The organism is Cupriavidus sp. IK-TO18 (assembly GCF_015549295.1).
Taxonomy (GTDB): domain Bacteria; phylum Pseudomonadota; class Gammaproteobacteria; order Burkholderiales; family Burkholderiaceae; genus Cupriavidus; species Cupriavidus oxalaticus_A.
This window is the reverse complement of record NZ_JADGMP010000008.1, coordinates 24,999-39,117: the sequence shown is the minus strand read 5'-3', so window position 1 is coordinate 39,117 and position 14,119 is coordinate 24,999. Positions and strand designations below refer to the sequence as shown.

At 69.2% G+C, this 14,119-nt stretch carries 9 protein-coding genes; 4 read left to right on the top strand and 5 right to left on the bottom strand.

The window, feature by feature from the left end; translation table 11 throughout:
• Positions 1 to 6: 6 nt before the first annotated feature.
• Positions 7 to 1,602, top strand: a complete 1,596-nt coding sequence (locus IPF36_RS07965) for a GMC family oxidoreductase (RefSeq protein WP_135706184.1) — start codon at positions 7 to 9, stop codon at positions 1,600 to 1,602.
• A 130-nt stretch (positions 1,603 to 1,732) separates the two neighbouring features.
• On the opposite strand, the gene IPF36_RS07960 is transcribed toward IPF36_RS07965, so the two are convergent.
• From IPF36_RS07960 to IPF36_RS07950, 3 genes are all read right to left on the bottom strand, one after another.
• On the bottom strand, positions 1,733 to 3,220 hold the full coding sequence (locus IPF36_RS07960) for an efflux transporter outer membrane subunit (RefSeq protein ID WP_135706183.1): 1,488 nt from the start codon (positions 3,218 to 3,220) through the stop codon (positions 1,733 to 1,735).
• 1 nt (position 3,221) lies between these two features.
• Positions 3,222 to 6,374 (bottom strand): efflux RND transporter permease subunit, encoded by a 3,153-nt coding sequence (locus IPF36_RS07955; RefSeq protein WP_133096621.1) that lies wholly within the window; start codon positions 6,372 to 6,374, stop codon positions 3,222 to 3,224.
• A 71-nt stretch (positions 6,375 to 6,445) separates the two neighbouring features.
• Entirely contained in the window at positions 6,446 to 7,696 is a 1,251-nt protein-coding gene (locus IPF36_RS07950; RefSeq protein WP_135706182.1) for an efflux RND transporter periplasmic adaptor subunit, read from the bottom strand.
• A gap of 568 nt (positions 7,697 to 8,264) precedes the next feature.
• Between IPF36_RS07950 and IPF36_RS07945 the strand changes: the two genes are divergently transcribed.
• Positions 8,265 to 9,005, top strand: a complete 741-nt coding sequence (locus IPF36_RS07945) for a TetR family transcriptional regulator (protein ID WP_133096619.1) — start codon at positions 8,265 to 8,267, stop codon at positions 9,003 to 9,005.
• A gap of 39 nt (positions 9,006 to 9,044) precedes the next feature.
• Here IPF36_RS07945 and IPF36_RS07940 read toward each other — a convergent pair whose 3' ends face one another.
• Positions 9,045 to 10,106 carry an ABC transporter substrate-binding protein gene (locus tag IPF36_RS07940; protein WP_195427771.1) on the bottom strand — a complete coding sequence of 354 codons (1,062 nt, stop codon included), beginning with the start codon at positions 10,104 to 10,106 and terminating at the stop codon, positions 9,045 to 9,047.
• A gap of 316 nt (positions 10,107 to 10,422) precedes the next feature.
• Between IPF36_RS07940 and IPF36_RS07935 the strand changes: the two genes are divergently transcribed.
• Positions 10,423 to 11,097, top strand: coding sequence for a response regulator (locus IPF36_RS07935; RefSeq protein ID WP_063239986.1), 675 nt, complete (start codon positions 10,423 to 10,425; stop codon positions 11,095 to 11,097).
• Between the two features lie 28 nt (positions 11,098 to 11,125).
• The gene (locus IPF36_RS07930; protein ID WP_135706181.1) at positions 11,126 to 12,589 is read left to right on the top strand and encodes a sensor histidine kinase; all 1,464 of its coding nucleotides are present in this window, start codon (positions 11,126 to 11,128) and stop codon (positions 12,587 to 12,589) included.
• Positions 12,590 to 12,612: 23 nt separating this feature from the next.
• Here IPF36_RS07930 and IPF36_RS07925 read toward each other — a convergent pair whose 3' ends face one another.
• A complete protein-coding gene (locus IPF36_RS07925; RefSeq protein ID WP_195427718.1) occupies positions 12,613 to 14,094 on the bottom strand; it encodes an NAD(P)/FAD-dependent oxidoreductase in 1,482 nt (493 codons plus the stop codon).
• Positions 14,095 to 14,119 lie beyond the last annotated feature (25 nt).

Genomic DNA, 14,119 nt, shown 5'->3' with positions numbered 1-14,119 from the left:
ACAGACATGGCCATCGACAATCTCTACGATGCCGGCATCGCCGCCGGCTGGAAGGTGCTGGATGCCGCCACCTTCACCGCCTCCCGCACGCTCGACGCGGACGTTGTCATCGTCGGCAGCGGCGCGGGCGGCGGCATCAGCGCCGAAACGCTGAGCCGCGCCGGGCTGCGCGTGGTGCTGCTGGAAGAAGGCGCGCTGCGCACCTCCGACAGCTTCCGCGACATGGACGAGAACCGTGCCTACCGCGAGCTGTACCAGGAGGCCGCGGCGCGCACCACCGCCGATGGCGCCATCGCCATCCTGCAGGGCCGCGCCGTCGGCGGCAGCACCACGGTGAACTGGTCGTCCAGCTTCCGCACGCCGCCGCAGACGCTGGCGCACTGGGCCGGGCACCATGCCGTCAGCGGCCACGCCGAGGCCGACATGGCGCCGTGGTTCGCGCAGGTGGAAGCGCGCCTGGGCATCGCGCCCTGGGCCATGGCGCCGAATCCCAACAACGACGTGCTGCGCCGCGGCTGCGAAAAGCTGGGCTGGGAGTGGCACGTCATCCCGCGCAACGTGAAGGGCTGCTGGAACTCGGGCTACTGCGGCTTCGGCTGCCCGGTCAATGCCAAGCAGTCGATGCTGGTATCGACCATCCCGGCGGCGCTGGCCGCAGGCGCGACGCTGGTGCACCGGGTGCGGGTGCGCACGCTCGGACACGACGGGCAGCGCGTGCAAGCGGTCATCGGCGAAGCGCTCGGCGCAGACGGTTATACGCCCACCGGCGTGGGCGTGACCGTGCGCGCGCGGCACGTGGTAGTCGCCGGCGGCGCTATCAACACACCGGCGCTGCTGCTGCGCTCGCGCGTGCCGGACCCGCATGGGCGGCTGGGCGTGCGCACGTTCATCCATCCGGTGAATATCAGTGTCGCAGTCATGCCGGAGAAAATCGATCCCTATTATGGCGCGCCGCAGTCGGTCGCCTCCGACCACTTCCAGTGGGCCAACGGCGCCACCGGCCCGATGGGCTACAAGCTGGAGGTGCCGCCGCTGTTCCCCGGCATCAGCGCCGGCGTGCTCAACGGCATGGGCGACGCGCTGCGGCGCGATATCGCGCAGCTGCCCAATACCAACGCCATGCTGGCGCTGCTGCGCGACGGTTTCGTACCGCAGAGCGAGGGCGGGCGCGTGCGGCTGGCCCCCGACGGCAGCCCGCTGCTCGACTACGAGATGAGCGACTACGCCTGGGACGGCGTGCGCCGCGCCTGGCTGAGCATGGCACAGGCGCAGTTCGCCGCCGGCGCGGTCAAGGTGCGGCCGGCCCACCTGGACGCCACCGACTACCGCAGCTGGCCAGAAGCGCGCGACGCGATCGCGAAGCTGCCGCTCAAGCCGTTCCGCACGGCGCTCTTCACCGCGCACCTGATGGGCGGCTGCGGCATGAGCGACGACGCCCGCCGCGGCGTGGTGGACAGCCACGGGCGCCACCACCAGCTGGAGAACCTGTCGGTGTTCGACGGTTCGGTCTTTCCGACCAGCGTGGGGGCCAATCCGCAGTTGTCGGTGTTTGCGCTGACGGCACAGAATGCAGATGCGCTGGCTCGAAATATCACGGCATGATGGATCGGCGCCGCTGTGATGCAGGCGAAAAAAAACCAGTGGCGCTGCCACTGGTTTCATCGCTTGAGCTGCTTGCTCCCTCTCCCGCTTGTTCCGCTTGTGGGAGAGGGGAGCAAACCGGCAGTGAGCGTTACTGCGTCACCGGTTGCTGCGCCGCTGGCGCTGCCTGCTGCGCCACCGCGCTGTCCGCCTTCAACCCGCCGCCCAGCGCGCGATACAGGTCGATCGCGTTGTTCAGCCGCAGCTGCCGCGCCTGGATCAGCGCCTGCTCCGCGGTGAACAGCTGGCGCTGCGCATCGAGCTCGTCCAGGTAGCTGGCCACGCCGCTGCGAAAGCGCAGGCGCGACAGTTCGTAGCGCGCGGCTTCGGCATCGCGCACCTGTTCCTGGCCGGTGACCTGGTCTTCCAGCGTGCCGCGCGCCACCAGCGCATCCGCCACTTCCGCGAAGGCCGTCTGGATGGTCTTCTCGTAGTTGGCGATCTGGATGTTCTTGCGCACGTTGGCCAGGTCCAGGTTCGACAGGTTGCGGCCATAGTCGAAGATCGGCAGCGTCAGCTGCGGCGCGAACGACCATGCGCGTGTGCCGGCATCGAACAGCCCCGAGAACGTCGGGCTGATGGTGCCCACGCTGGTGGTCAGCGAGATGCGCGGGAAGAACGCGGCGCGCGCCGCGCCGATATTGGCGTTGGCCGACAGCAGCTGCTGCTCGGCCTGCCGGATATCGGGACGCTGCTCCAGCAGCTCCGACGGCAGGCCCGCCGGGATATCGCTGATGATGCGCTCGTCCGACAGCCGCATCGGCTCGGGCAGGTTCTCGATGGTGCCGATGGGCTTGCCCACCAGCACTTCGAGCGCGTTCTGCGCCTGCGCGCGCTGGCGTGCCAGCTGCGCCGCGGAGACGCGTGCCTGCGCCACCAGCGATTCGTTGTCGCGCAGGTCCAGCGCCGAGGTGGCGCCGGCGTCAAAGCGCTTCTTGGCCAGCCCGTAGGTGCTTTCGCGCGCCTGCAGCGTGTTGCGTGCCAGCTCGTACTGCTCGGCAAAGGAGCGCTCGGCCAGGTAGGCCTTGGCGACTTCCGACACCAGCGAGATATACGCCGAGCGGTGCGCTTCTTCGGTGGCGAAGTACTGCGCCAGCGCGGCGTTGGACAGGCTGCGCACGCGCCCGAAGAAATCGAGCTCGTACGACGAGATGCCCAGGCCGACCCGGTAGACCTCGGTCACCCCTGGCTGGCCCAGCACGGTGGCCGCCTCGGCCGGGGTGGTGCGGGCCCGCGTATAGCCGCCTTCCACGTTCACCGTGGGCAGCAGGTCGGCGCGCTGCACCTGGTACGTGGCGCGCGCTTCCTCGATGCGCAGCGCGGCCTGGCGCAGGTCGCGGTTGTTATCCAGCGAGGTGGCGATCAGCGCCTGCAGGCGCGGGTCGCGGAAAAACTCGCGCCAGCCGATGTCGGTGGCGCGGCGGGTCTCGCCGCTCTTCACCTCGGCGGTGGCATAGCCCTCCGGTGCCACCGGGAAGCTGTCTGCCACCGGCGGGGCGGGGCGGTCATAGTGGGGTGCCAGCGTGCACCCGGTCAGAACGCCGGCCACCAGCAGCAGTGTGGTCAGGGTCTTGGTCATGTCAGATTTCCTCTTGCGGGTCATGCCACTTCTTGTCCAGCATGCGCTGGCGCTGGCTGCCCTTGAAGCGCTTGCGCACCACCACGAAGAAGACCGGCACCAGGAAGATCGCCAGCACCGTGGCCGTGATCATCCCGCCCATCACGCCGGTACCGATCGCGCGCTGGCTGCCCGAGCCCGCGCCGGTGGCGATCGCCAGCGGCAGCACGCCCAGGATGAATGCCATCGACGTCATCAGGATCGGGCGGAACCGCAAGTGCACCGCTTCCAGCGTGGCTTCGACCAGGCCCTTGCCTTGCGCCTGCAGGTCCTTGGCGAATTCCACGATCAGGATGGCGTTCTTCGCCGACAGGCCGATCGTGGCGATCAGGCCCACCTTGAAGTACACATCGTTGGGCATGCCGCGCAGCGTCACGCCCAGCAGCGCGCCGAGCACGCCCAGCGGCACCACCAGCAGCACCGAGAACGGGATCGACCAGCTCTCGTACAGCGCGGCCAGGCACAGGAACACGATGATCAGCGACAGCGTGTACAGGATCGGTTCCTGCGAGCCGGCCAGGCGCTCTTCATACGACTGGCCCGACCACTCGAAACCGAAGCCCGGCGGCAGCTTGGCGAAGTTCTCTTCCATCGCGCGCATGGCCTCGCCGGTACTGCGTCCCGGCGCGGCCTGGCCCGCGATCTTCACCGCCGGCATGCCGTTGTAGCGCTCCAGGCGCGGCGAGCCCATGATCCACCTGGACGTCGCAAACGCCGCGAACGCCACCATGTCGCCGTTGCTGTTCTTCACGCGCAGCTTGGTCAGGTCATCCGGCAGGCGGCGGTCGGCGCCGTCGGCCTGCACGATCACCTTGCGCACCCGGCCTTCATAGATGAAGTCGTTGACGTAGCTGGAGCCGAACGCGATCGACAGCGTCGAGTTGATCTCGGCCACCGACACGCCCAGCGCTCGCGCCTTCTCGCGGTCGATGTCGATCTGCAGCTGCGGCGCGTCTTCCTGGCCTTCGGGGCGCACGCCCATCAGCACCGGGTTCTGCGCGGCCATGCCGAGCATCATGTTGCGCGCTTCCATCAGCTTGGCGTGGCCCTGGCCGGTGCGGTCCTGCAGGCGGAAGTCGAAGCCCGAGGAGTTGCCCAGCTCGGCGATCGCCGGCGGATTGAGCGGGAAGATGATCGCGTCCTTGATGAACGACAGCGCGCCGAAGGCACGGCCCACCAGCGCCTGCGCGTTCTCGCCGTCGCCGGTGCGCTCCTTCCAGTCCTTCAGGCGCACGAACGCGATACCGCCGTTCTGGCCGCGGCCGAAGAAGGAGAAGCCCGCCACCGTGATCATCTGGTCCACCACCTTGCTTTCCTTCTGCAGGTAGTAGTCCTCGATCTGCTTGAGCACGCCGATGGTACGGTCCTGCGTGGCGCCGTTGGGCAGCTGCACCACCGTGATCATGTAGCCCTGGTCTTCATCGGGCAGGAACGACGACGGCAGGCGCTTGAACAGCACCACCACGCCGGCGATGATCAGCGCGTAGATGATCAGGTAGCGGCCGGTGCGCTTGAGGATGCGCGCGACCACGCCCTGGTAGCCGGTCGACGCGGTAGCGAAAGTGCGGTTGAACCAGCCGAAGAAACCCTTCTTCTCATGGTGATGGCCGGCTTCCACCGGCTTGAGCAGCGTCGCGCACAGCGCCGGGGTCAGCGTCAGCGCCAGCAGCGCCGAGAACGCCATCGAGGCGATCAGCGACAGCGAGAACTGGCGGTAGATGTTGCCCACCGAGCCCGAGAAGAACGCCATCGGGATGAACACCGCGGTCAGCACCAGCGTGATGCCGACGATGGCGCCGGTGATCTGGCCCATGGCCTTGCGTGTCGCTTCGCGTGGCGAGAGTCCTTCCTCGCTCATGATCCGCTCGACGTTTTCCACCACCACGATGGCATCGTCCACCAGGATACCGATCGCCAGCACCATGCCGAACATGGTCAGCACGTTGATCGAGAAGCCGAACGCCAGCAGTGCGCCGAACGTACCCAGCAGCGCGATCGGCACCACCAGCGTCGGGATGATGGTGGCGCGGAAGTTCTGCAGGAACAGGTACATCACCAGGAACACCAGCACCACGGCTTCCAGCAGCGTCTTGATCACTTCCTCGATCGAGATCTTGACGAAGGCCGAGGTGTCGTAAGGCACCGTGTACTGGTAGTCAGCCGGGAAGGTCTTCGACAGCTCTTCCATCTTGGCGCGCACCGCGGTGGCCGTGGCCAGCGCGTTGCCGGTCGGGGCCAGCTTGATGGCGATGGCCGCCGACGGCTTGCCGTTGGTGCGGGCCAGCGTCGAGTAGTCGGCGCCGCCCAGCTCCACGCGGCCCACGTCCTTGATGCGCACCGACGAACCGTCGGGGTTGGTGCGCAGCAGGATGTTGCCGAACTGCTCGGGCGTGGACAGCCGGCTTTCGGTGGTGACGGTGGCGTTCAGCTCGGTGCCCTTGGGCGAGGGCGTGCCGCCCAGTTCGCCCACGGCGACCTGCACGTTCTGCTCGCTCACCGCGGCGGTCACGTCCAGCGGCGTCAGGTTGTAGCCGGTCAGCTTGGACGGGTCCAGCCAGATGCGCATGGCGTACTCGGTGCCGAACAGGTCGGCCTGGCCCACGCCCGGCACGCGGCGGATCGAGTCGATCACCTGCGCCGAGACATAGTTGCCGAGCTGGATCGCGCTGGCCGTGCCGGACTTGGACGACACGGTCAGGAACATCATGTAGTTGTTCCCGGCCTTGTCCACGCGCACGCCCTGCTGGCGCACCTCCGCCGGCAGGCGCGCTTCCACGCGCTTGAGGCGGTTCTGCACCTCGACCGAGTTCAGGTCGACGTTGGAGCCCGGCGCGAACGCGATGGTGATCGTCGCCAGGCCGGTCGATTCGCTGGTCGAGTTGTAGTAGAGCAGGTTGGGGGCGCCGTTAAGCTCCTGCTCGATCACCGAAGTGACGGAATCCTCCAGCGTCTTGGCCGACGCACCCGGATAGGTGGCCGTGACCGAGATCGTAGGCGGGGCGATGTTCGGGTATTGCGCGATCGGCAACTGCATGATCGACAATATCCCGCCCAGCACGATGATCAGCGCGAGCACCCACGCGAACACCGGCCGGTCGATAAAAAACTTGGCCATAAGACTGGCTCCCTCTTTGTCTAGCCCTGTGTGCCGCGGCGGCTGGCTTCAGCCGCCGCGGCGCGGCGGTTTCAGCCTTGCTTGCCCTCGGCCTTCGCTTCCTGCTTCGCTTCGGCCTTGGGGGCCGAGGCCGGGGCAGCAGAAGCCGCAGCCGGCATGGCGGCCGGCGCCGAGGCACCCGCCTGCACGAACGGCACCGGCCTGGCCGGCGCGCCGACCTTGACCTTCTGCAGGCCCTCGACGATCACCTTCTCGCCGCCCTTCAGGCCTTCGGTCACGATCCAGCGGTCGCCGATGGCCTGCGGCGCCTTGACCGGCACGGAGGCGACGTTGCCGTCGTTGCCAACGACCAGCACGGTGGCGCCCTGCGCGCCGCGGATCAGCGCCCGCTGCGGCACGGTCAGCGCGTTCTCATCCACGCCCTGCTCGATCTTCACGCGCACGAAGGTGCCCGACAGCAGCTCGCGCTTCGGATTGGGGAACTGCGCGCGCAGCGTGATCGCGCCGGTGGTCGGGTCGACCGTCATGTCCGAGAACAGCAGCTTGCCGGTGTGCTCGTACTCGCGGCCGTCTTCCACGTACAGGTGCACGTTGGCGCCGCCGTTGACGCCCTTGACGGCGCCCGACTCGATGGCGCGTCGCAGGCGCGTGACTTCCGAGGCCGGCTGGGTGAAGGTGACCCACATCGGGTCGACCTGCTCCACCAGCGCCAGCTTGGTCGCCTCGCCCTTGCCCACCAGCGCGCCCTCGGTCACCAGCGCACGGCCGGCGCGGCCGCTGATCGGCGCGGTCACGGTGGTGTAGCCCAGGTTGATCTGGGCGGTGCGCACGGCGGCCCTGGCCGATGCCACGTCGGCGTTGGCCTGGCCGGCGGCGGCCACGGCGTCGTCGTATTCCTGCTTGCTGACCGCGTTGACGGCCACCAGCGGCTTGTAGCGCTCGGCCTTCAGCCTCGCAGTGACGGCGTTGGCCTCGGCGCGCTGCAGCGCGGCCTGGGCCGACGACAGTTCGGCCTGGTAGGGCGCCGGGTCGATGCGGAACATCACCTGGCCGGCCTTCACTTCGCCGCCCTCGGTGTAGTTGCGCGACAGCACGATGCCTTCGACGCGAGCGCGCACTTCGGCCGTGCGCACGCCTTCCAGGCGGCCCGGCAGTTCATTGACGACGGCGACCGGCGACGGCGTCACGGTGACCACGCCCACTTCCGGCGGGGGCGGGGCACCGCCCTCGGCCTTCTTGTCGCCGCAGGCAGTGAGCGCCAGCGCCGACAGCGCAGCGGCTGCAAAAGTGGCAACGCGACTGATATGTTGGGACTTCCTCATCGATAACCCCATGATGGCAATTTGAGATCTGCCGCATCGCCCCGGCCTGACATCTCAGGAAAGCGAAAACGACGCAGCCCGCCGCAATATTTGCAGCGGATAAAAGCGTGATGCTAGCCACAAATCGCGTCGGCGCGGTGACGAATACGACGAACGGTGGCTTTTATATGACGACTGGATTGCCGTCCGGCTGGCCTGCGCAAGGAGTCGCCCAGGGTGCTGGCTATGTCACAGGGGGCGGCTGGCCGAAAGCCGGGCGAGCGCGTATTATATATACATTCAAGCATGTATGTTAAAGTCGATTCATCAGCAGGGGCTTTCACATCACGCCGGGCGGGTCCGATGCGAACCATCGGATCCCAGCGAAAAGCCGGCCAACCTGATCCGGTATCCGGCGCAAACCGCCGACTCGGGTTAGGATGCGCGCCGTCCTGTCGGACCCAAGGGCTTGCGACAACATAGCCATGTGACGACAACGACCCGCCGCGCACCTTGCGCGGCACCGGGGAGATTCAACACGCCGGACCGTGGACACCGTGTCCATGCGCCTCCGGCATATGAGACAGAAATGGTCAGACGCACCAAGGAAGAGGCGCTAGAGACGCGCCACCGGATTCTCGACGCGGCCGAAACCGTGTTCCACGCCCGCGGCGTGGCACGGCCGTCGCTGGCCGACATCGCCGAGGCGGCGGGGGTCACGCGCGGCGCGATTTACTGGCACTTCAAGAACAAGAGCGATGTGTTCGCCGCCATGTGCGACCGCGTGCACCTGCCGGTGGAAGCGTTGTGCGATCCGGAGCGGATCGCGCGCCAGGAAGACCCCCTTGGGGGCGTGCGCGACATCTGCGCCTACGTGATGCGCCAGACCGTGGTGAACCCGCGCCTGCGCCGCGTGTTCGAGATCATCTTCCACAAGTGCGAGATGGTGCAGGACAACGGAGCCATCTTCGAGCGCCAGCGCCAGTCGCACAAGGAAGGCCTGGTCAAGATCCGCGAGCACCTGCGCCTGGCGCGCGAGCGCGGGCAGCTGCCGGCCGACCTCGACCTCGATCTCGCCGTCAATGCGTTCCACGCCTGCATCGGTGGCGTGCTGGCGCACTGGCTGTTCTCACCCGAGGACTTCGACCTCGACGCCAACGCCGAGCGCATGGCGGATGCCTTCATCGATACCCTGAGATTGTCCCCCGCGCTGCGGCTCGGCTACGTGCCGCGCCCGATGGCGCAGCTCGACGACGAACTGTCGACGCTGTGCGAGCAGGCCTGCCAGAAGGAAGCCGCGGGCCTGGACACCAGCGACCTGGTGCCCTGATCTCCTGACTCCCCTGGCTCCCCGAAACCGGCCTGGGTGCTAGCCGCGCACCGCTTCGTGCCAGCGCGCCAGGAAGGCGCGCTTGCGCAGGGTGTCCTGCGCGGCCAGCAGGCCCGGCCCCACGCTGATCGGCTTGAGCGCGTAGCCCAGGCGCTCCGACAGCGCCGCGGCGGTGTGCACGCTGTCGGTATCGGTGCGGATGGTATAGAGCTGCGTGGTCGACTTGGCCAGCAGCGCCTGGCCCTCGCGCGACAGCAGGAAATCCAGCCACAGCCGCGCCGCATTGGGCCGCGGCGCGCGCCTGGCGATAAACGCCACCCGCGACATCACCAGCGTGTAGTCGCGCGGCGCGATCACGTCGATCGCCGCGCCGCGCTCCATCAGCGACAGCGCGTAGGAACCCAGCAGGTTGTACCCCATCACCAGCTCGCCGCTGGCGATGCGCTCGACCATCTCCGCGGTCGACGACGACAGCTGCACCCCGGCGCGCCCCAGCGCCTGCGCCAGGTACCAGAACTCGCTGCCCATGCGCGCGTCCTGCTGCGCCAGCAGGTAGCCCACGCCGGAGCGCTCCACGTCATACGTCACCACCTTGCCGCGCCAGCGCGGCGCGTTCTCCTGCAGCAGCCGCGCCAGCCCGGTGCGGCTGCGCGGCGCGCGCATGCCGGTGAAGTGGTGGCGGTTGTAGACGATCACCGCGGGCTCGAAGGTGGTGCCCCAGGCCTCGTCGCGCCACACCGCCCAGCCGGGCAGGCCGGCGCGCTCCGGCGAGGCGTAGCGCTGCGCGTTGCCGTCGTTGACCAGCTTGATCTGCAGGTCCATGGCGGTGCTCCACAGCACGTCGGCATAGCGCGCGCCCGGCGCCGGGCGGCCGCTGCCCAGCGCGGCGGTTTCGGCGAGGAAGCGCTGGTTCAGGTCGACGGTGTTCAGGTCTTCATAGCGCACCCGGATGCCGGGATAGCGCGTCTCGAACGCCGTGATCAGCGGCTGCGCCACTTCCAGGTCGGTCGAGGCATAGACCACCACCTCGCCTTCGCGCAGCGCGCGGGCGATGGTGGCGTCATACCCCGACGGATAGCCCGGCGGCGGCGCCGGCAGCATGGACTGGGCCTGCAGCGGCAATGACAGCGAAGTCCCGGCAAGCAGCGCGGCACCGGCCAGCCGGCGGCGCTGCGGTGAGGCGGGTGACGGGTGTGATGCGTGACGTGATGCGGGAAGGGCGGGCGACCCATGCGCCGCGGGCGGCATGGAAGCGGACTGCTGGGGCGGACGCTTGGACACGGTGATCGGGAACTGGAGGGCGGCCCTGCAGCAGGCGCGCCGGGACAGGCGGGGCGGGGTTATTATAGGCGCCCGCGGCCGGCGCACCATAGCGCCGGGGCCGCCATGCAAGAACCGGCAGAGGAGGAGGACCGGCATGCGCATCCTGCTGGTGGAGGATGAAGTCGAACTGGCACGCTGGGTCGCCCGCGCACTGGAGCAGGGCGGATTCGTGATCGAGCACGTCGCCGACGGCCTGCAGGCCGAGGCACGGCTGCAGGCCGAGGAATACGACGCGGTCGTGCTCGACCTGCGCCTGCCCGGCAAGGACGGGCTGGCCGTGCTCAAGTCGATGCGCGGGCGCGACGACCGCACCCCGGTGCTGATCCTGACCGCGCAGGACACGCTCGACGAACGCGTGCGCGGCCTCAACCTCGGCGCCGACGACTACCTGCCCAAGCCCTTCGCCATCGCCGAGCTGGAAGCGCGGCTGCTGGCGCTGATCCGCCGCAGCCGCGGCCGCGCGCACCCGCGCCTGCAATGCGGCACGCTGGTGTTCGACGGCGAGACGCGCAGCTTTACGCTCGATGGCCAGCCGCTGGCGCTGACGCCGCGCGAATCGACGCTGCTGGGCGCGCTGCTGGCGCGCAGCGGCCAGCCGCTGACCAAGGCGCAGCTGCTCGACAAGGTGTTCTCGCTCGACGCCGACGTCTCCCCCGACGCGATCGAAGTGCTGGTCTACCGGCTGCGCAAGAAGCTGGCCGGGCACGGCGTCACCATCGTCACGCTGCGCGGCTTCGGCTACCTGCTGGAGCCCGAGGCCGGGCGCTGACATGCGCTGGATGGCAGGGAATATGCGCATGGGTCCGCGCCATCCCATACTGCTGTGGCGGCGCGGCAGCCTGCGCCGCCAGCTGCTGTTGCTGCTGGTGCCGGCGCTGGCGGCGATGATGGCGATCGACACCTGGCTCAGCTACGGCACGCTGCGCGACGCCGCCAACCGGGCCTACGACCGCTCGCTGTACGGCTCGATCCGCACCATCGACAACGCCATCGGCATGGCCGGCGAAAGCGTCCAGCTCACGCTGCCCGACGCCGCCATGGAAATGTTCGAGAGCGCGGCGCAGACCCATGTGTACTACCGCGTGTCGCTGGAGCGCGCCGGCAAGGTGGAGACCATTACCGGCTACGACGACCTGCCGCTGCCCGCCGGCAACCTCGTCAACAACCAGCCGCGCTTCTACGATACCGAGTACCTGGGCGAAGCGGTGCGCATCGGCGTGATGGCGCGCCCCGTGTACCGGCCCGATGCGCGCATGCGCGTGATCATCCAGGTTGCCGAGACCGCCGAGCCGCGCAGCGCGCTGATCGCCACGGTGTGGCGCAGCGCGCTGGCGCGCGACCTGATGCTGATCCTGCTGAGCGCCGCGATCCTGGTGGGCGGCGTCACTTACGTGCTGCGCCCGCTCAAGCGCGTGCGCGACGACGTCGAGGCGCGCTCGCCCGACGACCTCGCGCCGCTGTCCTTCGAGCGCGTGCCGTCCGAGGTGCGGCCGCTGGTCGACGCGGTCAACCTGCACGTGTCGCGCTCGGCGGCAATGGCGCAGGCGCAGGCGCAGTTCATCGCCGATGCCGCGCACCAGCTGCGCACGCCGCTGGCAATCCTGAAGACGCAGGCCGAATATGCCCAGCGCCAGCTGCGCGACCCCGATCCGGAAGCCGCGCGCCGCGCCGCGGGCGAGGCCGTGGGCGGCATCGTCACGCAGCTGGAGCAGGCCGCGCGGCTGACCAACCAGCTGCTGGCGCTGGCGCGGGTACGCCAGCACCATGGCGAGAATGCACAGCCGGGCGAGGCCAGCGACGCCATCGACATCATCGACGCCGTCGCCGTGGCCGAGCAGGTGGCGCTCGACTACCTGCCGCTGGCGCGCGGCAAGCAGCAGGACTTCGGCTGGGAGCCGGTGCCGGGGCTGAAGCTGCCGGTGCGCGCCGATCCCGCGCTGCTGCGCGAGGCGCTGGCCAACCTGGTGCACAACGCGATCCAGTACTCGCCGCGCGGCAGCCGGATCACCTTGTCGGCAAGCCGCAACGACGAAACGGCCTGCCTGGTCGTGGAAGACGACGGGCCGGGCATCCCGGCCGAAGAGCGCGAGAAGGTCTTCGCGCGCTTCTACCGCCGCGTGGGCAACGCCGAGCCCGGCTCGGGGCTCGGGCTGGCGATCTCGCGCGAGATGGCGTCGCGCTTCGGCGGCACGGTGGAGCTGGGCGACGGCGCGCAGGGCGTTGGCGTGCGCGCCGTGCTGAAGCTGCCGGTCGGTGATTGAACCCGAGTAGCGCTCAATAGCGCTCAGCCGAACAACTCCTCCGCCACCGTCGGATGCAGCTGCACCGTGGTCTGCAGGTGCGATTCACGCACGCCCAGGCGCAGCGCCACCGCCAGCGCCTGCACGATCTCCGGCGCGGCGTTGTCCATCAGGTGCACCCCCAGCACGCGCCCGCTGCGCGCGTTCAGCACCAGCTTGAACACGCTCTGGTACGCCGTGCCGCCGAAGCGGTTCTCCAGCGAGACAAAACGCTTGACCACGGTGCGGATGCGCTCGGGCTTGCCGGCATCGGCAATCGCTTGCGCCTCGGTCATGCCGACCGCGCCGATGGCCGGTTCGCTGAACACCGCGGTGGGCACGAAATCGAAGTCGGCACGCTCGCCGCGCCGGCCATACAGCCGGTCGGCCAGCCAGCGGCCCTGCGCGGTCGCCACCGGCGTCAGGTGCAAGCCGTCGGTGGCATCGCCGACCGCATAGATCTTGCGCACGCTGCTGCGGTACTGCTTGTCGACATGGATGCCGCCCTTGTCGCCAAAGGCCAGGCCGAGTTCTTCCAGCCCCAGCCCCTGCACATTGGAGATGCGCCCGATCGCCGCCAGCGCGGCCTGCGCGCGCACGGCCTCGGTCTGGCCGGGGCGGTCGGTGGGCCGGTAGCAGACTTCCACCGCGCCGTTGGCCTGGCTGAGCAGGTGGACTTCGGCGTTCAGATGCAGGCGCACGCCGCGCGCCGTCAGCGCCTCGGCCAGCGCAGCGCCGATCTCATGGTCGAAATGCCGCAGCAGCCGGTCGCCGGCGACGATCAGGTCGACCTTGACGCCATAGCGCGACAGGATCGATGCCAGCTCCACGCCGATATAGCCGCCGCCGATCACCGCGACCGAGGCGGGCACGGTCTGCCAGGTAAAGACATCGTCGGAGCTGGCCGCCAGTTCGCCGCCGGGCACGTCCAGCGGGCGCGGGCGCGCGCCGGTGGCGATCAGGATGCGGCGCGCATGGATGGTCTCGTCGCCGACGCGGACTTCATCGGGCGCGGTGACGCGCGCGTCGCCACGCAGTATCTCCACGCCGGATTCATGCAGGCGCTGGGTGTAGCCCGCGTTCAGCCGCGCCACCTCGGCATTGACGCGCACGATCGCGTCGCGCCAGTCCTCGTGCCCGCCGGTGTGCGACAGGCAGCCCGACAGGATCGCTGCCCACGAGGCGCCATACGACAGCATCTTCTTCGGTACGCAGCCGCGGTTGACGCAGGTGCCGCCGATGGCATCGCGCTCGATCAGGATCACGCGCGCACCGTGCGCCGCCGCGCGCCGCGCGCAGGCCACGCCGCCGGAGCCGCCGCCGATCACCACCAGGTCGGCGTCGCGCGCCTTGCCGTTGCGGCGCTTGCCTCCCTGGCCACGGGCGCGCGGGACGCGCTCGACGGGTGGCGCAGCGCTGACCTGGCGGGCACGCCTCGGTTCGTTGGTCCCCTGCGTTGCGGTGGGGGTTGTCTTGCGCTCGGTCATCCATGCCTCCTGTCGCGGCACGCGG

What these genes read in the sequence shown, in the direction of transcription:
- IPF36_RS07925 (WP_195427718.1), bottom strand. Translation starts at nt 14,094, where the DNA reads ATGACCGAGCGCAAGACAACCCCCACCGCAACGCAGGGGACCAACGAA.
- IPF36_RS07935 (WP_063239986.1), top strand. Translation starts at nt 10,423, where the DNA reads ATGCGCATCCTGCTGGTGGAGGATGAAGTCGAACTGGCACGCTGGGTC.
- IPF36_RS07955 (WP_133096621.1), bottom strand. Translation starts at nt 6,374, where the DNA reads ATGGCCAAGTTTTTTATCGACCGGCCGGTGTTCGCGTGGGTGCTCGCG.
- IPF36_RS07940 (WP_195427771.1), bottom strand. Translation starts at nt 10,106, where the DNA reads ATGCTGCCGGCGCCGCCGCCGGGCTATCCGTCGGGGTATGACGCCACC.
- IPF36_RS07945 (WP_133096619.1), top strand. Translation starts at nt 8,265, where the DNA reads ATGGTCAGACGCACCAAGGAAGAGGCGCTAGAGACGCGCCACCGGATT.
- IPF36_RS07960 (WP_135706183.1), bottom strand. Translation starts at nt 3,220, where the DNA reads ATGACCAAGACCCTGACCACACTGCTGCTGGTGGCCGGCGTTCTGACC.
- IPF36_RS07965 (WP_135706184.1), top strand. Translation starts at nt 7, where the DNA reads ATGGCCATCGACAATCTCTACGATGCCGGCATCGCCGCCGGCTGGAAG.
- IPF36_RS07930 (WP_135706181.1), top strand. Translation starts at nt 11,126, where the DNA reads ATGGGTCCGCGCCATCCCATACTGCTGTGGCGGCGCGGCAGCCTGCGC.
- IPF36_RS07950 (WP_135706182.1), bottom strand. Translation starts at nt 7,696, where the DNA reads ATGAGGAAGTCCCAACATATCAGTCGCGTTGCCACTTTTGCAGCCGCT.